We start from the raw sequence: 21,708 nt of genomic DNA on the forward strand, positions 1-21,708 counted from the left end.
GCGCCGGGCCGGTCTCAGCGCAGCACCGGCAGGATGATCGCCGAAGGGCGGCCGGGGTCGTGGAAGACCTCGTGGCGGGCGGCCAGCCAGGCCGTCTCCGCGCCCAGCGGCTCGCCGGTGCCGGAATTGCGGGCCACCCGGGGGTAGGCGCCGCCGGCCACGTGCACGCGCAGCCGGTGCCCGGGGCGGAACCGGTGCCCGGCCGGCCACAGATCCACCGTGATCTTGCAGACGCCCTCGCCGTCGGTCTCGCCCACCCCCGGGCGCACCCGGCGCACGCCCTCGCACAGGTTCAGCGACACCCCGTCGGGGGCCACGTCGCACAGCCGCACCACGAAGTCGGCGTGCGCCCGGTCGGAGCGCACATGCAGTTCCGCGCGGATCGGCCCGATGATCTCCAGCCCCTTGGAAAGCGGCGGGGAGGTGTAGACCAGCACGTCGCGGCGGGCCTCCAGGCGGCGCTGGTCGGCGGGGGAGCAGTCGCCCAGCAGCGAGGGGCCGCTGATGCACGGGGTGGGGTGCATCGGGTCGTACCGGTAGGAGTCGGGCGGGCTCTGCGGCGGCCCGTCGGGGGACAGCCCGCCGCCGGGCTGCAGGTGCCAGCGCTGCTCGTCGATCCCGGGCACCGGCCAGTGGGGGAAGTCCCGCCACTCCCCGGAGCCGGTGATGTAAAGCCGCACCGGGTCCCGGCGCATCTCGGAGCGGTCGCCGAGCAGGTGGGCGCGGAACCACTGCAGCGAGTCGCGCATGGAGTGGCGCGTCAGCCGTGGATCCGAATGCCACCACGGGCCGATGGTCAGGTGCGGGTTGCGTCCGGCCGCCCGCAGCGCCGCGTAGTCCTCCAGCTGCCAGGGCAGGAACACGTCATACCAGCCGCCGGTCATGTTCACCGGGGCCTGCACCCGCCCCACCGCCCGGCTGAAGTCCCGCTTGTGCCAGAACGGGGTGTCGGGGCCGTTGGCCAGCAGGTCCTGGAAGAACCGCACCGGCGCCCCGGTGGCCAGCGCGTCCAGCTCGGCCAGCGGACGGCCCGACAATGCCGCCCGCCGGGCCCGGCGCGGCGAGAGCACCCCGGCGACCAGCCCCGACAGCGGCCGCTGGATGCGGGTGGTCAGATCCACCCAGGTCAGCGTGGACTCCAGGGCGAACCCGCCGCCCAGATTGATCGCATCCCGGAACTGCGAGGCCGTCACCTGCATCGACAAGGCCTTCAGCTCCGGCCCGGCGTCCGCGGCCACCGCCCACTGCACATAGCCCAGATAGCTGGGGCCGTGCATGGCGAACGCGCCGCCGAACCACGGCTGGGCCTTCAGCCAGGCCACCGTCGCCAGCCCGTCCTCGCGCTCGTCCAGCGGCTCGAACGCCCCGCCGGAGCCGAACCCGCCGCGGACGCTCTGCACCACCGTCTGGAACCCGTGGGTGGCGAACACGTACCCGCACATCAGCCCGAACGGCCCGCGCCGCCCATACGGGGAGCGCACCAAGATGACCGGTGGACGGTCCAGCCCCTGCGGTGCGTACCGGTCGGCCAGCAGCGTCACCCCGTCCGGCGCGGGGACCTCCAGGTCCCGGTGCACCCTCACCCGGTACGGGCCGTGCGGCAGCCGCAGCGCGCCGGCCCCCAGCCGGCGCATCAGCCCCAACCCCTCCATACCGCCAGGCTATTCAGGCATGTCACCCGCGGTGGAAGCGCCCCTTGCCCACGGTGCTCACTCACTTTTCCGGCAAAGTGAACCCGCCCATCTGACCGGGGATTGATCGCTACGATCAGACCCGACCGACAATCCCGAACATTTGAATAGAACGGACGAACGTGCCTGATCCGGTGGAATGGGGACGAGTCCTGGTCGGCGCCGTGGTGGTGGTGTCGGCCGTGGTGCTCGGCATCGCGCTGCGGATGCTGCTCAAACGGCTGATCCGGCGGGCCGAGAACACCAAATGGGTCTGGGACGATCTGCTGGCCCGGCTTTTGTGCGACCTGGCGGTGGTGCTGACCACCGTGGCGGGCCTGTGGGCGGCGGTGCTGATCGTGCGGTTCCAGCCCGGCACCCGCCAGGTGATCGGCTCGATCCTGGTCTCCGTGATCATCCTGGCGGTGACGCTGGCCAGCGCCCGCCTGGCGGCCGGGGTGGTCACCTCGATCGTGCTGGCCCGTTCCGGCGTCGCCCAGTCGGTCACCATCTTCGCCAACATCACCCGCGCGGTGGTGCTGGTGGTGGGCGTGCTGGTGCTGCTGCAGAGCATGGGCCTGTCCATCACCCCGATGCTCACCGCCCTGGGCGTGGGCGGTCTGGCCGTGGCGCTGGCACTGCAGGACACCCTGGCCAACCTGTTCGCCGGGGTGCACATCCTGGCCTCCAAGACCGTGGTGCCCGGCGACTTCGTCCGCCTCAGCACGGGGGAGGAGGGCAGCGTCGTCGACATCAACTGGCGCAAGACCACCATCCAGACCCTCGCCGACAACCTGGTGGTGATCCCCAACGCCCGCTTCGCCGACGCCATCTTGACCAACTTCCACGGTCCCGACCCGGACATGAGCGTCCTGATCCAGGCCAAGGTCGGCTATGAAAGCGACCTGGCGCACGTGGAGAAGGTCGCCATCGAGGTCGGCCGCGAGGTGATGACCCAGGTCGAAGGCGGCGTGCCCGACCATGAGCCGCTGGTGCGCTTCCACACCTTCGGCGAGTCCAGCATCGACTTCACGGTGATCTTGCGGGTCCGCCAGTTCGCCGACCAGTTCGTGGTCAAGCACGAGTTCATCAAGCGGCTGCACGCCCGCTTCCGGGAAGAGGACATCCAGATCCCGCTGCCCACCCGCAAGCTGCTCTTCCCCGACGGCAGCGCCGCTCTGCTGCCGTAGCGCGCCCTGCCCGACGTGCCGGCCGGCCCGGCCCGTGCGGAAAAGCCCGACCGGCCCCGCTCAGGCCGGCACGGCGTCCGCCGGGTCGGGCCAGGCGCCGCGCGCCGCGATGTCCAGCACCAGTGCGGCGATGTTCCAGGCGTCGTCGACGCCCCGGTGGTGCCGGCCCTCCAGCGGCAGCCCCGCGATCTGCAGCGCCTGCGCCATGCCCGGCCTGCGCCGCAACCCGTAGACCTCGGTGAACACCGCCTTGGCGTTGATGTGCCGGGCGCCGAAGGGGTAGTCGGCCTGCCCCGCCGCGCACTGCCGCTCGAACTGCTTGCGGTCGTAGTCGCCCCAGCTCGCCCACGGCCGTGACCGTGCGCAGTGCTCGCGTTCCAGGATCCGGCAGGCCTCGGCGAGGGTGACCCCGCGCTCCACCTCCTGCTGCGTCCAGCCGGTCAGCTCGGTGCAGAACGGGCTCACCGACGAGCGCTCCGGCCGCACCAGGATGCCGTGCCGCGCGACCCGCTTGCACGCCGCCAGGTCCACGACGCACAACCCGATCTCGATGATCTCGCTGACCTGGCCGTCCGGCGGGGAGCCCTCCCAGCAGGTGGCCTCCACATCGATGACGTTGAGCAAGCGTCCGGGCGGTTCCATGCCGGGCACGCTAGCGTTCCGCCGGCGCGGCGGGCCAATGATTTTCCCGCCGCGCCGGCGTCCTGTCAGGCGGCCCGCGCCCGCCCGGCCGGGGCGGGCTTGCGCGGGGCCGGCACCAGGTACCGCACGGCCCGGTAGGGACGCATCGACCAGCGCCGGACCGGCCCGGCCGGCGGCTCGGGGTACCCGTTGAGCGCCAGGCCGGTCAGGCCGGTCGGCCAGATCTCGATCAGCACGCGCTCGGCGGGTCCGCGCAGTGCGGGACGGTGCAGGTGGAACCTGCCCAGCCTGCTCAGGCAGATCATGGCGGTGGCCCCCTTCCGGGTCGGCTGCCCACGGGTACGAGCCGGCCCGGCGGCCGGGTTCAGCGGGGGGTGCGCGGCAGGCGCTCGATGGCGGCGATCAGCAGCTCCAGCCCGAAGTCGAAGTCGGCGTCGAAGTCGGAGCTGAGCAGCTCGCAGGCGGACTGCACCACGTGCGGGAAGGCCGCGGGGTCCACCAGCTCGGCGGCGCGCGCCCCGTCCTGGGCGATGTGCCGCAGGGTGTTGGCCATGCCCTCCTCGCGCATCAGCGTGCCCATCACATACGACATGAACAGCCGCATCACGCGCACCGCGGTCCGCCGTTCCAGCCCGGCCAGCTCGGCGATGGTCAGCATCCGCTCGATCACCGGCAGGCTGCTCGTCCAGACCGCCGGCCGGGAGAGCACCACCGACATCGAACGCGGGTGCTCATGGGCGATGCGGCGGAAGGCGTGGGCCAGCGCGCGGATCTGGTCGCGCCAGTCGGCCTCGGGGTCGGCCTCCAGTTCCAGCCCGGCCAGGATCCGGTCGGCGACCCCGTCCAAGATGGCCTCTTTGCCGGACACGTGGTTGTACAGCGACATGGCGGCCACGCCCAGCTCGCCCCCGACCCGGCGCATGGACAGGGCCTGTTCGCCCTCCCGTTCGATCAGCTCGATCGCGGTGCGGATGATCCGGTCGTAGGTCAGTGGCACGCGCCCGTCCACCGGGAGGGTGCCGCCGCTCGTCTGCTCCGCCACCTGCAGCCTTTCGCCAGTGCTCGCCGCGGGACGCGGTCGGTTCGCGCGCGCCCGTATGCACACGTTACGCGCCCGGAACGCCTCGGCAGAACCTTGCCGACTTACGCCGTAAGTGCCACACTTACGCCGTAAGTCGGCAAGGACTGGAGGAGTCGGATGGGCGTCCAGACCGCGTCGCGCACCGCGGTGGTGCGGTGCAAGAACGGCGATCACACCATCGAGCTGACCGAACGGGAACCGGTCGCCGAACGGCTGATCAAGATCTCCCGCAAGCACTCCTTCAACCCCGACACCGACGTCGATTGGGACGCTCCCCAGGACCCGGACCGCTTCTACATGCCGCCGCAGCTGGTGTCGCTGTATGAGACGCCGCTGTGGGATCAGATGACGCACCGGCAGCGGGTGGAGCTGTCCAAGCGGGAGGTCGCCGAGATCGCCTCCTTCGGCATCTGGGCCGAGCTGCTGCTGATGCACATCCTGGTCAAGACCGCCTACCGGTTCCGCTACGACAGCAACCACACCGCCTACGCGCTCACCGAGATCGCCGACGAGTGCCGGCACTCCATCATGTTCGGCCGCATGGTGCGCACCTTCGGGCTGCGCACCCGCCGGCCGCACCCGGTGGCCTACCACTTCGGCAAACTGTCCGCCGGCGCGCCCTACATGCCGCTGCACATGTTCGCCGGGATCTTGGTGGTGGAGGAGTTCACCGACTCCCTGCAGCGGGTCGCCATGGCGGACGAGGAGATCCAGCCCATCGTGCGGCAGGTCTCCCGCATCCACGTCATCGAGGAGGCCCGGCACATCAGGTACGCCCAGGAAGAGCTCAAGCGGCACATCGCCACCGCCTCCCCGCTGCGCCGCCGCCTCGCCGCCGCCGGCATCGCCCGCTTCGTCTCCTTCATCCAGGCCACCCTCATCCACCCCGCCATCTACGCGGAGGTGGGGCTGGACCCCAAGGAGGCCCGGCGGGCCGCCGCCACCAGCCCGCACCGCCGCGCCGTGTGGGCGTGGGCCATGCGGCGCTGCACCCGCTTCTTCGACGAGGTCGGCTTCCTGGACGGCCGGGGCCGCACCCTGTGGGCCCGCGCCGGCCTGCTCCCCGACAGCCACATCACGATCCCCTGACCGCTACCGGACGCCGCTGGACAAGTCGCCCCGGCAGCCGCACCCGCCGGGAATCCGGAACGGCAGGGGATCGCGCACGGCCCGCAGACGGTCAGCCCGTGACGGCCATCGTCGCGTTCCGGCTCTCCAGGGCGCGGCGCAGCGCGGGCACGGCCGGGCCGGACCGGGCGGTCAGCGCCGCGATCCGCTCGCGGTGGCGGCGCTGCTCGTCCCGGGCGATCACGGTGCGCAGCCGCCCGGCCGCCGCCAGCGCCATGGTCGCCGCGTCATAGCTGTTGAGATGCGCCACCGGCCGGCCGCGCAGCGCCGCCGAGGCCCGCCCCCACAGGTCCTTGACCACCCTGGGGTCGCGCACCTCCACGCGCCGGACGGGCAGCACCCCCAGCAGGCGGCGGGAGCGCACCCGGATCCAGCCGCCGGACTCCAGCTCCGCCTGCACGGCGCGGACCATCGCCCGCCCGTCCCGGCCGATCCAGTACTGCCAGCGCCGGGGGCGGGAGGAGCCGATCTGCGCCAGCAGCCCATAGGGGTCGTCGCCGGGGGTGCCCAGGGCCGGGCGTTTTTCGCCGACCAGCCGGCCGTCCAGGTAGAGCTCGGTGAGCGCGGCGGCGCGCAGCAGCATCCCCAGCCGGTCACGGGCGGTCAGCCGCCCGCGCTCCATGTCGTAGGCCAGCAGGTACATCCTGGCCGGCAGGGAGTCGGGGACCTTGACCATCGGCTACTCCTCGTCGCGGGGGGCGCCCTCCTCGGCGGGCCGGGGCTTGGGCGGCCGGCCCGGCCGGCGCATCCGCCCGGCGTCGCGGGGCATCCGCCCGGCCTCTTTGAGGGCCTTGCGCAGCAGGAACTCGATCTGGGCGTTGGTGCTGCGCAGCTCGTCACCGGCCCAGCGCGCCAGCGCGTCGTAGACGGCCGGGTCGAGCCGCAGCAGGAGTTTCTTGCGTTCCCTGGGCACGGACTCGCATCACTGATAGAGCGTCCCGGTGTTGACCACCGGCTGGGCGTCCCGGTCGGCGCACAGTACCACCATCAGGTTGCTGACCATGGCGGCCTTGCGTTCCTCGTCCAGTTCCACCACGTCCTGCTCCTGCAGCTTGGCCAGCGCCAGCTCCACCATGCTGACCGCTCCCTCGACGATGCGCTGGCGGGCGGCCACCACGGCGCCGGCCTGCTGGCGGCGCAGCATCGCCTGGGCGATCTCGGGAGCGTAGGCCAGCTGGTTGATCCGCGACTCGATGATCCGCACCCCCGCCGAGGCCACCCGCGCGCTGATCTCTTCTGACAGCTTGGCGGTGATCTCGTCGGCGTTCTCGCGCAGCGACAGCCGGTCATCGGAGTCGTAGGGGAAGCTGCCGGCGATGTGCCGCACGGCCGCCTCGGTCTGGAAGGCCACGAACTCCACATAGTCGTCGACCGCGAAACAGGCCCGGGCGGTGTCCTCGACCTGCCAGACCACCACCGCCGAGATCTCGATCGGGTTGCCGTCCAGGTCGTTGACCTTGGCCAGGCCGGTCTCGTGGTTGCGGATCCGGGTGGAGATCTTGCGCCGCACGGTCAGCGGGTTGACCCAGCGCAGCCCGTCACGGCGCACCGTGCCGCTGTAGGAGGCGCCCAGCAGCTGCAGCACGCGGGCCTCGTTGGGCGCCACGAACGTCAGCCCGGCGCCGACCAGCAGCCCGGCCGCGATCAGCAGCCCGCCGGCCACCAGCAGCGTGATCCCCGCCGGATCGAGGTCCGGCCCCTTCTTCACGGCCGTCACCGCCACCACCACCGCGCCGCCGACGATCAGCGCCAGGGTCAGCGCCAGCATCGGCCAGCCGGACAGGTCGCGGGCCGGCCGTTCGCCGATCGACGGCTCGGGCAGGGGGGAATCGGGGGTGCTCGCGATGTTCATCGCACTCCTTCCGTTGCTAGCTGCAAACTATCAAAGTGATATCACTTTTCCAACCGGCCCGGGACGTCCCGATCCGGCGGTCTTTGCCGGCCCGGCTCCGGGCGCGGCGTGAGCATCCCCACCCGAATGGCAAGGTGAGAGGCATGTGCAGACTGTTCGGGATGACCACGGGAGGGCCCCGGGTCGAGGCGGAGTTCTGGCTCCTGGACGCCCCGCAAAGCCTTCGGGAGCAGAGCCGCCGGATGCCCCACGGCGTCGGCCTGGGCTGGTTCTCACTCGGCGACGAGCCGGTGCGCGACCGCGCCCCGCTGCCCGCCTACGACAGCCGCGACTTCGTGCTGGCGGCCCGCCACGTGGTCTCCCACACCTTCGTCTCGCACCTGCGCTACGCCTCCGCCGGCCCGGTGCACGTCCACAACTGCCACCCGTTCCACATGCGCGACCGCCTCTTTGCGCACAACGGCGTGGTCAAGGGCCTGGACGTGCTGGAGAGCTGGCTGAGCGAGGCCGACAAGGCCCTCATCGAAGGACAGACCGACTCTGAGCGGGTCTTCGCCTACATCACCGCCGAGATCCGCCGGCACGGCGACACCACCGCCGGCCTGGTGGAGGCCGTCCGCCGCATCGGGGCCGAGCTGCCGGTCTACTCCCTCAACCTGGTGCTCGCCGAGGCGCACCGCATCTGGGCGCTGCGCTACCCGGAGTCCAACGAGCTGTGGGTGCTGCCCCCCGAGGACGAGGGCGGCGGCATGATCGACACCTGCGCCCGGCACCTGGCCTCCGCCCACGAGCCGGGCTCGGTCGAGGTGACCGCCGCCGGCCGGGCGGTCCCCGCCTACGTGGTGGCCAGCGAGCCCATGGACGACAGCCCCGGCTGGCGGCTGCTGGAACCGGGCGAGCTGCTGATCGTCAACGGTCTCAAAGGGGAGTCCCGCTTCCCCTTCGACCCGCCCCGCATCCGGCTCACCACAGCCGACCTGTCGGCCCGGGAGGCCGCCTCCCAGGAGCACGCGACCTGATCACAGAGCCCGGCCGCAGGGAACGTCCGCGTCGCTGGCTACAGTGAGCCGCGACCGACGACTCCTTGGCGGAAACCGGGATCATGGACTCTGAGCTCACCTTGATGGCCGTGCACGCCCACCCCGATGACGAGGTGCTCGGCACCGGCGGCAGTTTCGCCCGCTACAGCGCAGAAGGGATCAGGACCGTCCTGGTGACCTGCACCAACGGCGAGCAGGGGGACGGCCCCGGGGGAGTCAAGCCCGGCCGGCCCGGCCACGACGAGCGGCAGGTCAGCCGGCGGCGCCTGGCCGAGCTGCGCGAGTCCGCCGCCCACCTGGGCATCGGCCACATCGAGCTGCTGGGCTACCGGGACTCGGGCATGGCGGGCTGGGAGGCCAACCACGCCCCCGGCGCGTTCGCCGGCGTCCCCGTCGCCGAGGCCGCCCGCCGCCTGGCCGCCCTGATGGAACGCTACCGCCCGCAGGTGGTCGTCACCTACGACGAACGAGGCGGCTACGGCCACCCCGACCACATCCAGGCGCACCGCATCACGATGGCGGCGGCCGAGCTCAGCGGCGTCCCCGACAAGCTCTACTACACCGCCGTCCCCCGCGGCCGGATCAAGGAGATGGCCGCCCGCGCCGCCGAGGCCGGCTGGGACTTCGGCGAGGAGGAACTGCCCGAGGACTTCGGCACCCCCGACGAACTGATCACCACGTCCCTGGACGTCTCCGCCTACGCCGAGCGCAAGCGCCGCGCCCTGCGGGCCCACGCCAGCCAAAGCGACAGCATCTTCCTGCTGCAACTGCCCGAGGAGCTCCAGCTGCGCGTCTTCGGCGAAGAGCACTTCGTCCGCGTCCGATGCCGGATCGACGCCCCCGCCCGGGAGGACGACCTGTTCGCCGGCCTGCGCTGAGCGCCCGCGCCGGGCCGGGGCCCTGTTTCAGGCGGGCAGCAGACCGGGCAGCTCCTCGGCGTGAGCCCGCAGGTACGCCGCCAGCGGGGCGGGGAACAGGTCGATGGCGGCCACGGCCTCGGCGCTGCAGGGCACCCGGTCCACCTCATAGACGCCCTTGGACGGGTCGTCGAACTCCGGGCCGTGCCGGCGGGAGAGGTCCATCCCGGTCAGCCGGCACAGGTAGAAGGTGCTCAGGTAGCGCAGGCCCAGCGTCTGCTCGGTATAGGCGAACACCTGCCGCACCGGCCCCACGGTGGCGCCCAGCTCCTCGTCCAGCTCCCGGCGCAGCGCCGCCTCCGGGTCGGCGTCCTGCGGCTCGATCTCGCCACCCGGCGTCGACCAGTAGGGCCGCCGGCCCGGCTTGGTCCGGCGAAGCAGCACCAGGTCGCCGTTACCGTCCAGCAGCAGCGCCCGCACCGCATGCCGGGTGCGCAGCTCTTCGTGGGGGACCGTGCGCTCCGGACCGCACAAGACCACCCGGCCGGTGAAGGCGCCCCGCTCAGCGGCCTTGGCGGCGCGCATCCGCTCCAGCTCGGCTGCGTCGATCCCGTGCGCGGCGGCCAGCGCCCGCACCACCTCCAGCACGTCGGCCAGCTCGGCCGGGTCCTGGCCGGATGCGTACTCCCCGGCCTCCTCATACAGCTTGGCCCGCAGGAGCGCCCGGTACTCGCCGTCGTCGGCGATGCGGGTCTGCGGCCGTCCGCCCGCCGACTCGATGATCTCCGGGATCCGGTCGCGCACCAGTTTCTCGGTCCGCCCGCCGCGCTGCGGAGGGTGGTGGGGCATCACCCCGTGGCGGCGGTCCAGCGACTGCACCCATTGCACGGCCACGGCGGCGACCTGGATCAGCTCGGTGCGCAGCCGTTGCGGGTCCTCCTCGGCCAGGGCCTCATAGAACTCCTCGGTGAGCGCGTGCCGCCAGGTCACCTCACCGGACGAGGCGGCCTGCGCCCGCTCCCGGCGGGCCTGCTCCGCCCGCTTGCGCCAGGCGGCACCGGTGCCGTCGGGGAACTCCTGGACTCCCCACAACGCGTCCTGGGCGGCGCGTTCGGCGGCGACCTCCGCCAGCACCCGGCCCAGCGACCCCCGAATCCCGTCGCCCGCCTTGCTGGTGTCCATGGCTTCGACGGTAGCCGTCCGGGGAACCCGCCGCTTCCGTTTCCGGACGGCCCCGGGCGCGCCGCTTGAGTCCCCGGGGGTGAGGCGGGTCAGCGGCGCCGCCCCCGCCGAGGGCCGCGAGACCGGCGGCGGGAGCCGGCGAGCAGGGCATCGAGCCGGTGACGGGCCTCTGCGCGGGAGAGCGCCGGCGCCTGCTTCGGCAGCAGGGCGGCGAGATGGGACGGCGCCGAGATCCGGCCGTCTGTGTCCACGACGGTCCGCTCGCCCGGCCACTCGCCCAGGATCACCGCTGACAGCGCCCCGGGATGGCGGGCGAACAGCCGGGCGATCCGGTCGGCCTCTGCGCCGCAGTCGGCCACCAGCAGCAGGCGGGGTTGCGCGCCGGAGCCCTGCCCCCTGGCGCGCAGCCGCAATTCCGTCTCCAGGTAGCTGAGCGCGGCATCCAGGGTGCCGGGCAGGAACAGCTCATCCGGCGGCTCGTCGAGCAGCTCGTCCTCCTCCAGTCCCAGCAGTCTCATGGCGTCGGCACGCGGCAGCACGACCAGGCCGGAGCCGTCCTCCAGCGCCGACAACGTGATCAGCCGTGCCAGGTCGGCCGCCCGCCGGCCGCCGAGCGCCAGCAGAAGGCCGCAAAACGGGGTGAGCGCGACGCCATCGGCCCGCTGCCGGGGCGGAGGGGGCGCCGGCGGTGCCGCGGCGGGCGGGGCGGCGGAGACCCGCGCGGTCATCGCCGGTGCGGGGGCCGGTGCCCGCCGGCGGAGCGTCAGCCCGATCGCCGCCACCGGAAGCAGCAGGATGAGCAGCCCCAGCAGGGGAGAGGGCTCCACGGGACGGCTCGCCGGATCTTCGGTGATCTCACCGGAGGGCGCGGGCCGGGGGGTGGGCCAGGTGGAGGCCGATCGCGCCGCCGGGGGCGGTGCCGCGGCGCGCCCTGCCCGGCCGTCCGCCTGCGGGAGCGCAGAGACCGCGGCGGGACCGTGAGGGTGGTGCTCACGGCCCGCATGGTCGCCGCCGCGGTGCGGCTCGGGTGGCGGATTGCGGTCGCGGCCGGTGCCCGCGACGGCTGCCGGGCCGGTCGGTGTGGCCTGCGCATCGAGGGACCGCGCATCCTCGGGGCACCGCACCGCCGGAGGGGCCGCCGTCGTGGCATGGGCCAGGTGTCCCACGGCGAGGACGACGGCGGGGGCGACCACGGCACAGCCCAGCAGACCGCGGCCGAGCCGGCGGGAGCCGAGAAACCGCCCGGCGGCGGTGGAAAGTGCAATGAGGCGGTTCATTTTCCTGAATGTGGCTTCGTGTGACCGTGAGGCCGCTGATCGTACACAGAAGGAGACGCTCGGGTGTCCTGATTGGATTACTGGCTGCGTTTATTTCGCCACACTCCCGGGTTTTCTTCGGCCTCCCCCTTTTTGAGACTCTCACTCATCAGGGTGATACCTGGATTTATCGGACCGCATGGGGGTTCGGTGCTCTGAACAATGCGGGGCCGCGCGCCCGGCTGAGAACGTACGCGCGGCCGGTCCGTCTCTCCTCGCGTCCATCACTTCCGGGACGGGCCGGTCACGCAGGAGAGGGTGCCTCCGGAGGAGGACCCGGACGTGCCGCGCCGGGAGGAGAAGTGCGGCCGGTCTCCCGCCGGGTTGAACGCCGGCCCGCAGATCTTCGGGGAACCCCGCCCCAAGATCTGCAGGAAACCGGGATCTCGCCGTCCGGTCTGATCGTGCAGGCTTCCATATTGCCGCCGTCCTCGGTCACGTACAAATCGCCATAGCCGGCGGCTGCGGCTGCGATGAGCGTAAGGGGACCGGATGAAATCCCTTTCACGTGCGTGGTGAAATCTCGCGCGCATTGAATTTTTTCGCCACGCCGTCTCGGGTGTCGAAGACCGGAGGACTGATGGCGCCCGGTGCCGGGGCGTCCCAGGCCGCCCGCACCGCCCCCGGCTGCGGCTCACCCGTCTTGACCTGCGAAGACAGCATGCCGAAAAGGCTCGGCCCGCAGGGGCCGCCCCGCCGTCCCTGACCGGGGCGCCGCCGTCTTGACCCATGGGAGCGGCGGCGGGAAGGGCTCATCGCCGCCGAGCGGCCGCACGCCCGGAGACGTTCGTTTCTGTGCGCTTATCCACAGAATCGCCTTCTGCTGCCTGCCGGGTTCTGTCACGGAGAGGATCGCCGTGGAGGCTTTTTCGGGAAAGGAGCACTTCATGGCCGAACCCGCCGCCAGGGCCGACTATGGATTCGGGCAGCTGGCCGCCGAACTCGATCTCGCCCGCTGGCAGATGCGCCTGGCCCGGGAACGCGGCCTGATCCCCCCTCCCGACCTGGAGGGCGGACGCTGGTCGGCGGCCGTCGCCGAGCAGATCGCCGGGCATGCCGCTCAGATCCGGGCGGCCCTGGGGGAGGACCCGCCGATCGGCGCGGTCAAGGCCGCCCAGCGGCTGGCCGTGCGCGTCGGTCTGGACGTGGAACCGGCCGACATCGAGGTGCTGGTGCTCTCCGGAGACCTGGAGGTGGTCCACCGCTACCAGGGCCGCCCACTGTATGACCCGCACGACCTCGACGCCCTCGACCCCGAACGGGTCACCGAGGTGGTGGCGGCCCGCAAGGGGCCGCGTTTCGCCACGGTCGGCGCCAAGGGAGCGGCCACGCTGCTCGGCTGGCCCAAGAGCCTCTTCCTGCGCGTCGCCGCCCAGCGCGCCCTGCCCGTCGATCGCCTGGGCCGGTACGCCCTGGCCGACGTCCGGGCCCTGGCCGGCGACCGGGAGCTGCAGGCGGCCGTCGCCGAACAGCAGCGGATCATGGCCCTGGAGGCCGCCCGGCGCGAGCAGACCCGCAGCGAGCAGGTGATCCGCCGCTGGATGCGCGACTGCGACGACTACCTTTCCCAGGCCACCGACCGTCCCCCGGACTCCGCCGAGCTGACCCGCGCCCTGCGCGCGCTGACCGCCGCCAGAACCGCCATCCGCCTCCACCGGGAACCGGCGGCCGAAGGCGCTCAACCGGCCGTGCGTTGAGCTCTTTGCCGGAAAACCGCCGGAGAAAAGGTCAGCTCCAAGGACGGGTGTCGACGGTGCGGTGGTGGCGGACGTGCAGGATCTCGCGGAAGGCGCGCTGGCGGAAGGGCAGGCCGTGGACCAGCATGGTCTGGCGGGCGGAGACCTCCTTGGCGATCTGCAGCAGGCCGTGGCGGTCGGCGTGCGCCGACAGGCGCACCTGGTGGACCCGGGCGCGCAGCGGCACCGGCCGGTTGCCGGGCAGCAGGTGTTCGGCGGCCCCCTCCCGGACGTCCTGCAGCAGGCGGCGCCCGCCGGAGGAATCGTCCTGGTAACCGGCCAGCAGCACGGCGCTGTGCGGCTCGGGCAGGATGCGCGCCGCCCAGTCCACGGCGGGGCCGCCGGTCAGCATCCCGGCCGGGGCGATGACCACGCCCTTGGTGAAGCCGTCGAAGTCCCGCGGGTGGCCGGCGGCCGTGACGTTCCCGCCGAAGATGGACAGCCGGCGCTCCCCGGGCCCGTCGGCCGTCTCATAGACGGCGCTCACCTCGGCGGCCATGCCGTCGATCAGCACCGGCACGTGGGGCAGGTGCTCGCGCAGCAGCAGGGCCAGCTCCTGGGCACGGCCCAGCGCGAAGGCGGGGATCAGCACCCGCCCGGCGGCGGCGTGCACCTCCTCGACGATGCCGAGGAGCTCGCCGACCCGGGCCCGGTGGTCGCCGTGCTCCTCACCGCAGCAGGTCGACTCCAGCACCAGCAGGTCGGCCCCGCGGGCGCCGTCGGGCAGCCGGTAGCCGTCCACGCTGGCCTGCCGGAAGCCGGAGATGTCACCGGTGACGACCACCCGCCGCTCGCCCGCGCTGATCACCGCCCCGGCGGCGCCCAGGATGTGCCCGGCGGGAAACAGCTCGACGGTCAGGTCGCCGACCCGCCGGGGAGCGCCGGTCGGCAGCTCCTCCAGCCGTTCCATCGCGACGTCCACGGCGTCCTGCTCATACAGCGGCGTCCACGACCCTCCGCTGGAGGCACCGGCGGTGTGCCGGCGCATGACCTTCAGCGCGTCCTGCCACATCACCGGCATGAGCCGGCAGCTTTCGGGCGTGGCGATGATCCGCAGCCGGGGCAGCCGGTGCGCCAGCGCGGGCACATAGCCGCAGTGGTCGTTGTGGGCGTGCGTGACGATCACCGCCTCGGGCCGCGCGGTGAGCGCCTCGGCGACGTCCCGCGGCGGCTGCGGCGGGGTGCCCGGCCGGATGCCGGCGTCCACCAGCAGGCTGGTGTCCCCGGCCTCGACCAGCAGGCACGAGCCGCCGATGTGGTCGTCGCCGCCCAGCGGCGTCACCCGCAGCTCACGGCAGCGGCCCACGCTCAGCGACGCCGGCCGCGGCGGCTCCAGCAGTTCCCGCAGCCCCCTGCGCAGCGCATCGGGTTCGGCCGCGGCGCCGTCTGCGGGCTGCGGCAGCGCGGCCAGCAGCGCGGCGGCCAGCGACCGGGGGTTTTGCAGCCGGCGCTGCTGGGCCGCCAGCCGGGCCCGCAGCCCGGCCAGCTCCTCTTCGGCGTCGGCCATGCCGCGGCGCGCCTCGGCCAGCTCGGCTCGCAGCCGGGCCGCGTCAGCGTGCGCGTATTCCAGCTTCTGGCGGAAGGAGGCCAGCTTCTCCCGCAGCTTGTTGCGCGCCTCGGTGAGACGGCGCACCTTGCGCTCGGCGGCGGCCGCGGACCGGCCGCCCGTGCCGTTCGCGCCGTTCAGCAGCCGCCGTACCCCTGCGGCGACCTCGGGGTCGGGGTGCAGCAGCAGCCGCCCCGGCCCGCTCGCCGAGCGCAGCAGGTCACGGGCGGCGGCCCGCAGCGTCGGGGACGCCTCGATCAGGTCCAGCAGCCACTCCCGCCGGTTGCGCACCAGCTCGGCGGCCCGCCGTTCCGGTCCCGCATAGCGCGGCCGCGACAGCACGACCCGCGCCGCGGCCTCCAGCGCCTCCTCCACCGAGGCCAGGGCGTGCTCGTCGCCGCTCACCGCACCTCACCGCTGTTTCTGGTGGCCTCGGCCAGGACCGGCTCGCACTGCAGCTCGTGGGGGGCGTGCGGGGCCGGCACCAGGGCGCCCAGGATGCGCAGAACCTCGATGACGTCGTCGACGGTGCGGTAGCCGTGCTGGTGAAGGGAACGCGGGGACAGGGGGTGATCCTCCTCCAGGTCGGAAGGGGCGAGCAGATCGGCCAGGTCGGCGGGGGACCCGGAGCCGGCGAGGTCCACCAGCTCGCGCCAGGCCGCGGCGACGGGCGGGCAGCAGCGCACCCCGGCGGCCTCCACCAGGTCGGCGGGGCGGTCGCGCAGGTGACGCCGGCAGCGCTCCAGGGCCTGCTGCTGGTCGGCGACCATGTCGCCGCCGAGCACGATGCTGATCAGCATGGGCCACCCGCCGGTGCAGGCCAGCAGCTCCTCTTGGCCGCGCCGGTTCTGGAAGGCGTGCGCCGCCTCGCGCATCCACTGCCGGACCGCCGCGGCGTCGAAGCGGCGCAGCTGCATCAGCTCGGCCCGCCCGCCCAGCTCCGGCAGCGGCTCGGGCCCGCCGGACTCGCGCACCGCCAGCCACAGCGGCGCCAGGGCGGGCGGCGCGGTGAACACCACCGCCAGCGTGCCGTCGTTGCGGCCCCGGTGGCGGGAGATGATCTGGCAGGCGTCCCGGATCTGCCGCCGGGCCTGCGCCAGGGTCCGGCCCCGCAGCCCGACCACCACCAGGGTGTGGCCGGGCCGGTCGCGGGCGTCGCGCACCGCGTCGTCGAAGGTCAGGCCGTCGGAGCGCACCGGCACCACGGTGACGTCCTCGTGCCGCTCCTCCTCGGCCTGCAGCGCCATCGGCACCCGCTCCAGCTGCAGCGCCCCCGAACCGGCGATCACGTGCACCAGGTTGGCCCGGGTCAGCAGCCGCGAGATCTGCCCGCCGGTCAGCGGGGAGCGCTCCGGGCCCGCCCCGTAGGCGGGACGGTAGGAGTGCACGTCGAAGGAGTCCGGCAGCTCCAGCTCCTGCGCCCGCGTCAGCACCTGCTCGACCTGCTCGGCGCCGCCCAGCAGCTCCAGGATGTAGGGGGTGCGCAGCCGGTAGCGGTCGCCGTCCCGGATCAGCACGCCCAGCTCCACGCTCTCTTCCAGCAGCCCGCAGAAGGCGTCCAGGGAGCAGTCGGCGAAGCCCTGCGGCCACCAGATGTCCCGGCACTCCTCATACAGCGCCCCGACGGGCATGCCCTGCTCGCCGTCTTCATCGCGGGCGTTGAGGGCGATGGTGTAGGCGATGACCTTGTAACGCTGGTCGAGGTTGATCGTCCACTCGAAGCGTTCCCGGAAGCCCTCGGCCAGGCGGGCGTCGGCCCACACCGCGTCGATGTCGTCGCGGGTCACCTCATACGGCAGGGCGTGCTCGCCGACCGGGCGGGAGCGCAGGTGCCGCAGCAGCGCGTCGGCGAACAGCTGGATCAGCGCCGGGGCGTTGTTGGCCTTGGCGATGATCCGCGCCGCCAGCGTCTGCGGCACCCGAAAGCCCAAGGCGGCCAGCGGCCTGGTCAGCAGGTCGAAGGCGTCCTGGGGGGCCAGCGGCCCCACCGAGATGGGCCTGCCCAGGTTCCCCAGCGGCTGGTTGGACAGGCCCTTGAAACGCGCCGTCTGGTGCAGCCCGGCGAACACCACCTTCACCCGCCGCTCGGTCTCGCTCATCAGGTCGCGCAGCGCCCCGACGTTGGCAAAGCGCGCGCCCTCGGCGTCCCGGTTGAGGAACTCATCGGCCTCATCCAGCAGGATCAGCAGCTGGCGGCGCGGGTCGCCGTCCAGCCACCGCCGCACCGCCTGCCGGATCGGCTCCGGGCCGCCGGCGCCCGCCGGCTCGCCGACGTCGATCCCGGCCTCCTCCAGGCCGCGGCGCAGCGTCGGCCAGATCGCCGAGGCCGGCGCGGTCCGTCCCACGTCCGAGATGCTCTTGAAGATCACCTTGCGGTGCGGGTCGCTGTCGGTCACCTGCCGCCGGGCGGCCTGCAGCAGCGCCGACTTGCCCAGCTGGCGCCCGCCGTACACGATCGACCCGCCGGAGCGGTCGATGACCTGCTGCAGCTGCTCGGCGCGCCCGTAGAACATCTCCTCGGGCACATCGCCGGTGGACACGAACGGGTTGCCGGCGGTGAACGGCGCCAGCAGCGCGACGGTGGTGCTCCAGTCCGCTCCCGGGCGGCAGGCCAGGTAGCCGATGGCGGCGTCGTCCAGCACCGCGACCGGGTGGGGGCGGCGCCGCACCGCCTCCGCCAGTGCCCGCCGGTCCTCCACCGACAGGGTGCCGAAGTACCACACCAGCACCGTCTGGTCGCGCGGCTCGTCCCCCATCAGGTCGACGAGCTGCTGCGGGTGCGGCCGGTTCCACACCAGCAGCAGCCGCAGCGTGTCGCCGGAGGGGCTCATCCGCGACCCGAAGGCCGGCAGCAGCGCCTGCCCGTGCCGGCGGACGCCGGACAGCTCGATCCAGGTGCGGCCCTTGGCGCTGCCGCCGGGGTGCTGCTCGCCCTCCAGCCCGATCAGCCGCAGGATCGGCTCGATCATCGTCTTGAGGTTGCCGGCGGTCTTGGGACCGCCGCCGGCCATCCGCCACCTGCGCAGCGCCTCGGCGCCGACGTCGCGCCGCTGGGAGGCGGCCAGGTCCAGCCCGGCCTCCGCCAGCAGTTCGGCCAGCCGCTCGTCGGCGACGTGCCCGTCCCCCTGCAGCGCCTCGATCAGCACGTCCAGGGCGGGGTTGGGGTCGGCGGCCCGCCGCCCCTGGCGGGGGCGCAGCGCGTCGAAGACCCGGGGGAAGGCGGGGAAGAACCGGGCGAAGTCCCCCGGCTCGGCGGGCGCCTCCGGCAGCGGACGCCCCTGTTTGGCCTGGACCAGGAACTCCCGGGCGGTGGTCAGGTCGCCGCTGTCGAGGTACTCGCCGATCCGCTCGGCCGCACCGGCCACCGCCGGCCGGTGCAGCTCGGCCGCCAGCTCCCGGCGGACCTTGGCGACCTCCCGTTCGACCAGTTCGGCCAGCTCGCCTTCGATCTCCTCCAGGCGCCGTCCCATCCGGTCGAAGTCGGCCCGGTCGGTTTCGGCCAGCGGCTGCAGCCGGCCCTCCAGCCGGGTGGCGTCGCGTTCACCCAGCACGCCGTCGCGGCGCAGCCGCGCCAGCTGGTCGCGCAGCTTCTCCACCCGGGCGCGCTGGGCGTCGCGGGATTGCGCCACCAGCTCGGCGCGGCGCCGCCGCAGCTCGTCTGCGCGGCGGTCGCCGCCCAGCACCTCCACGATCGCCGCGGTTCCGATGTGGTCGCCGCGTTCGGCGCGGGCCTGGAAGGCCGCCTCCCAGTCCGGCTCGCTCTCCGCCAGCGCCACCAGGTCGGCCGGGGCGGGGGGTTGCGCCGGCTCCAGCGAGCCGGCGGCCAGCGCGATGCCCGGCGCCGCCGGCAGATCCCGGCACAGCACCAGGTCGACCCGGTGCGGCTCGGCGCCCAGCGGGCGCATGCGCAGCAGTTCCAGGGTGTCGGTGAGCAGCCGGCGGGCCTCCTGCGCCGCCGCCGTGAGCACCTGATCGCCCCCGGCGGCGATCTGTTCCAGCTCCGCCAGGCACCGCTCGCCGAGCTCGCCGGCGGTTCGCTGCAGGGCGGCCAGGTGCGTCTCCGGCCCCTGCTGCGGCCCGGCGCCGGCCGCGGCCGTCTGCTCGCGCACCGCGCCGCTCCACCGGTTGGCCACATCCAGCCCTTCCTCCAGGAGCTCGCGCAGCTTGCGGCGCGCCCCGGCCTCGATCCGGCGCTTGACCCCCTGGCCGCCCAGGCTGCGGGTGACGGCGTCGATGAGCCGGTCGACCCCGTCGGCGCGCAGCGCGTCCACGCCCTGGCGGACCTGGTCGGCCCGCTCGGCGTCATCGGCGGCGGCGATCGCCAGCAGCCGTCCGATCTCCCCGTCCTCGTGCAGGATCAGTTTCAGCACCTCGGTGGCGCGCTGATACTTGATCTTCCTTGCCGGCACCTCGGCCAGCATCCGCCGGGCCCGCCCGGCCAGTTCGGCCCGGCGCTCCTCGGCCCGGGGGACGTCGCCGAGCCGGTTGGAGATGCCGGGCTGCAGGTAGACGCCCTCGGCCCCGGCCTGCAGGAACGCCTCGCCCAGCGCGGCCAGGGCGGGACGGGCCGACACCGCCGCCGGGGGCCTGCGCAGCAGCTCATCGGACTGGCCGGTGGGCTGGATGATTCCCGAGCGGATCGCCGAGGCCCAGGCCAGCAGCTGCCCGGCCGGGTCCTCCTCCAGCGCCTCGCCGGCCAGGCCGTGCGCGAGCTGCGCGTAGGCCGCCGACATGCGCCCGGCGAACTCGGTCGTCTCCAGCGCGATGGCCGCGGCGTGCCTGGCCCGCACCTCGGCCTCGGGTCTGCCGGCCGCCGCCCGCAGCCATCCGGCCAGCGCGGGCCGCCCGCTGCGCAGCGCCGCGGCCTCCGCGGCCGCCAGGCGGGCCGCGTCCACTTCGCCGCGTGCCCTGCCGCACTCGGCGGCGTCCCCGCCGCCCGGAAGGGAGCCGCCTTGGGGGGTTTGCCGCCCCGGATCGCTTTGCGCGGCGGCTTTGCCGCGCGTGGCGGGTTCCCCTCTCCGTTCGGAGGCTTCTTGCATCACCGGGCTACGGGATGGCGGGGCGGTCCGGCCGTCCAGGGCGGGCTTGCGCCGGGCGTCTGGGCGCTGGGGAGCGCGGTGCGCGGTGGGCTCGTCGTGCGGCTTCGGCTCTTGAACGGCCTTTAGAGCGCTCTGCGGGGTGGTGCGGTTGGAAGACTCCGGCTTGCGCGAAGGCTCCTGTTCCTCCTGAGGGGCCGGGGCGCTATGGGAAGCGGTGGCGTGCCGGGATCGCGGGTCGCTCGCAGAGGCCGACTCTTCCGGGGAGGCGGGGGCATCGTCGGGTGTCGGCGCGGTCTCGTCCTGCGGCGGCTCCTCGGCGGACGCCTGCCGCCGGGCGGCGCGCCTTTCGGCATCGGCGATCAGCAGCTCGTCCAGATCGTCCAGGGGAGGCTCGTCGGGGGCCGGGCGGGGCGGCGGGATGACGGGGACGGGCACATCGTTCTCTTTTGCGTCCTCTTCTTCCGCGGAGCCGGGCGCCGGGTCCTGCGGAAGGTCCGCCCCGTCCTGCGCGGCGGCCCGGGATGGGGCGGCGTGCTCTGGCGTGCTCACCGACAGGTGCCCGCCGATCGCCGCCATGACCAGCGGGCGGTGCCGCTCGGGGAGCAGCTCTCGGAGTGTCTGCGCCAGGCGGTCGATGCGCTCCAGGGCCCGGGGGTCGGTGTCCCCCCGCCGGCACAGCTCGATCAGCTCGGCCAGCTCGGGCAAACCCTCGTGCCGTCCGGTCTCGGCCAGGTGCCTGATCTCGGCGAGCAGCTCATCCAGCGCTGAGGGGCCGGTGAGCGTGGTCAGCGCGCGCACGGCGGCCGAGCGCTCCAGCCGCCGTGCGGCCGCCTCCACGGCCCGGGACAGCCCTTCCAGGCTGGGCTCGGCAGGCGGTTCGCCGAGCGCGCTCAAGGTCTGGTGCAGGTCGTCGAAGGCCCGCACCGCGGCGGTCAGCGCGGCGGTCTCGGCGTCGCCGGGCCGGCGCCCCTCGCTCAGGGCGGCGGTGATCGCGCCGGTGGCCGTGGCCGCCGCGGCGAAGCGTTCCCGCACCTTCTGAAGACGGTCGCGCAGCACGGCCGCTTCGGCGGGATCGCCGTTCCCATTGCCGGCAGGGGAGCCGGGGCGCGATGACGATGGCGGGCCGCTGTCACGGCCATGGCCGGGTCTGTGCGGATCACCTCTCATGGGACCTCCTGGGCGCGGCGATCGGTGCCAGAGCTGTGACGTTAGCCCCATCAGAGGGGGCATGCGCATGTTTGCTGTGGATTGGTCATGGTGGTCAAGGCGACCTGAGATTCCGGTCCGGCCAATGAGCAGCAGAGGTATATATGGAGGACTGATCACCTGTTGTGAATCGGATCAACGATGTCAATCATGGTCAGGCAGTGACGAGATGGCCGCCCGCGTCGGAGGGGGCCAAGGGGGGAGAGTCGGGCGGCTGCGCTTC

The 21,708-nt window shown here is 73.5% G+C and carries 17 protein-coding genes; 5 read left to right on the plus strand and 12 right to left on the minus strand.

Annotated elements, in window-relative coordinates; translation table 11 throughout:
• Positions 1-14: 14 nt before the first annotated feature.
• The gene (locus TCUR_RS09355) at positions 15-1,652 is read right to left on the minus strand and encodes a CocE/NonD family hydrolase (RefSeq protein ID WP_012852248.1); all 1,638 of its coding nucleotides are present in this window, start codon (positions 1,650-1,652) and stop codon (positions 15-17) included.
• 161 nt (positions 1,653-1,813) lie between these two features.
• Here TCUR_RS09355 and TCUR_RS09360 point away from each other — a divergent pair, with 161 nt between their 5' ends.
• Positions 1,814-2,860, plus strand: a complete 1,047-nt coding sequence (locus TCUR_RS09360) for a mechanosensitive ion channel family protein (protein WP_012852249.1) — start codon at positions 1,814-1,816, stop codon at positions 2,858-2,860.
• 60 nt (positions 2,861-2,920) lie between these two features.
• Here the strand turns inward: TCUR_RS09360 and TCUR_RS09365 are convergent, their stop codons facing one another.
• The 3 genes from TCUR_RS09365 to TCUR_RS09375 form a co-directional block, all read right to left on the minus strand.
• Complete coding sequence (locus TCUR_RS09365; RefSeq protein WP_041441408.1) at positions 2,921-3,502, minus strand: 3'-5' exonuclease; 582 nt, start codon at positions 3,500-3,502, stop codon at positions 2,921-2,923.
• A 65-nt stretch (positions 3,503-3,567) separates the two neighbouring features.
• A complete protein-coding gene (locus tag TCUR_RS09370; RefSeq protein WP_012852251.1) occupies positions 3,568-3,807 on the minus strand; it encodes a hypothetical protein in 240 nt (79 codons plus the stop codon).
• A 59-nt stretch (positions 3,808-3,866) separates the two neighbouring features.
• A complete protein-coding gene (locus TCUR_RS09375; RefSeq protein WP_012852252.1) occupies positions 3,867-4,544 on the minus strand; it encodes a TetR/AcrR family transcriptional regulator in 678 nt (225 codons plus the stop codon).
• A 156-nt stretch (positions 4,545-4,700) separates the two neighbouring features.
• On the opposite strand from TCUR_RS09375, the gene TCUR_RS09380 reads away from it, so the two are divergent.
• Positions 4,701-5,672 (plus strand): AurF N-oxygenase family protein, encoded by a 972-nt coding sequence (locus TCUR_RS09380; protein WP_012852253.1) that lies wholly within the window; start codon positions 4,701-4,703, stop codon positions 5,670-5,672.
• Positions 5,673-5,763: 91 nt separating this feature from the next.
• Here TCUR_RS09380 and TCUR_RS09385 read toward each other — a convergent pair whose 3' ends face one another.
• From TCUR_RS09385 to TCUR_RS09395, 3 genes are read right to left on the minus strand one after another with little or no spacing between them, the layout of a single operon-like run.
• Entirely contained in the window at positions 5,764-6,387 is a 624-nt protein-coding gene (locus TCUR_RS09385) for a GOLPH3/VPS74 family protein (RefSeq protein WP_012852254.1), read from the minus strand.
• 3 nt (positions 6,388-6,390) lie between these two features.
• A complete protein-coding gene (locus tag TCUR_RS09390; protein WP_012852255.1) occupies positions 6,391-6,624 on the minus strand; it encodes a type II toxin-antitoxin system antitoxin in 234 nt (77 codons plus the stop codon).
• Positions 6,625-6,633: 9 nt separating this feature from the next.
• Positions 6,634-7,563 (minus strand): SPFH domain-containing protein, encoded by a 930-nt coding sequence (locus TCUR_RS09395; protein ID WP_012852256.1) that lies wholly within the window; start codon positions 7,561-7,563, stop codon positions 6,634-6,636.
• A gap of 143 nt (positions 7,564-7,706) precedes the next feature.
• Between TCUR_RS09395 and TCUR_RS09400 the strand changes: the two genes are divergently transcribed.
• A complete protein-coding gene (locus tag TCUR_RS09400; RefSeq protein ID WP_012852257.1) occupies positions 7,707-8,582 on the plus strand; it encodes a class II glutamine amidotransferase in 876 nt (291 codons plus the stop codon).
• 83 nt (positions 8,583-8,665) lie between these two features.
• Positions 8,666-9,481: a PIG-L family deacetylase gene (locus tag TCUR_RS09405; RefSeq protein ID WP_012852258.1), complete on the plus strand. Its 816-nt coding sequence runs from the start codon at positions 8,666-8,668 to the stop codon at positions 9,479-9,481.
• A gap of 27 nt (positions 9,482-9,508) precedes the next feature.
• Here TCUR_RS09405 and TCUR_RS27505 read toward each other — a convergent pair whose 3' ends face one another.
• The 3 genes from TCUR_RS27505 to TCUR_RS27025 all read right to left on the minus strand — a co-directional run bounded on the left by TCUR_RS27505 (position 9,509) and on the right by TCUR_RS27025 (position 12,621).
• A complete protein-coding gene (locus TCUR_RS27505) occupies positions 9,509-10,642 on the minus strand; it encodes an NUDIX domain-containing protein (RefSeq protein WP_012852259.1) in 1,134 nt (377 codons plus the stop codon).
• 89 nt (positions 10,643-10,731) lie between these two features.
• Positions 10,732-11,469: a hypothetical protein gene (locus TCUR_RS26430; protein ID WP_012852260.1), complete on the minus strand. Its 738-nt coding sequence runs from the start codon at positions 11,467-11,469 to the stop codon at positions 10,732-10,734.
• A gap of 993 nt (positions 11,470-12,462) precedes the next feature.
• Complete coding sequence (locus TCUR_RS27025) at positions 12,463-12,621, minus strand: hypothetical protein (RefSeq protein WP_012852261.1); 159 nt, start codon at positions 12,619-12,621, stop codon at positions 12,463-12,465.
• A gap of 224 nt (positions 12,622-12,845) precedes the next feature.
• Between TCUR_RS27025 and TCUR_RS24865 the strand changes: the two genes are divergently transcribed.
• Positions 12,846-13,655, plus strand: a complete 810-nt coding sequence (locus TCUR_RS24865; RefSeq protein ID WP_012852262.1) for a hypothetical protein — start codon at positions 12,846-12,848, stop codon at positions 13,653-13,655.
• A gap of 31 nt (positions 13,656-13,686) precedes the next feature.
• Here the strand turns inward: TCUR_RS24865 and TCUR_RS09425 are convergent, their stop codons facing one another.
• Both TCUR_RS09425 and TCUR_RS09430 read right to left on the minus strand, forming a co-directional pair.
• Complete coding sequence (locus TCUR_RS09425) at positions 13,687-15,645, minus strand: MBL fold metallo-hydrolase (RefSeq protein ID WP_012852263.1); 1,959 nt, start codon at positions 15,643-15,645, stop codon at positions 13,687-13,689.
• Positions 15,642-21,335 carry a hypothetical protein gene (locus tag TCUR_RS09430; protein ID WP_041439456.1) on the minus strand — a complete coding sequence of 1,898 codons (5,694 nt, stop codon included), beginning with the start codon at positions 21,333-21,335 and terminating at the stop codon, positions 15,642-15,644. Before TCUR_RS09430 ends, TCUR_RS09425 begins: the two co-directional genes overlap by 4 nt.
• Between the last annotated feature and the right edge of the window lie 373 nt (positions 21,336-21,708).

Source organism: Thermomonospora curvata DSM 43183, assembly GCF_000024385.1.
In the GTDB taxonomy this organism is placed as follows: Bacteria; Actinomycetota; Actinomycetes; order Streptosporangiales; family Streptosporangiaceae; genus Thermomonospora; species Thermomonospora curvata.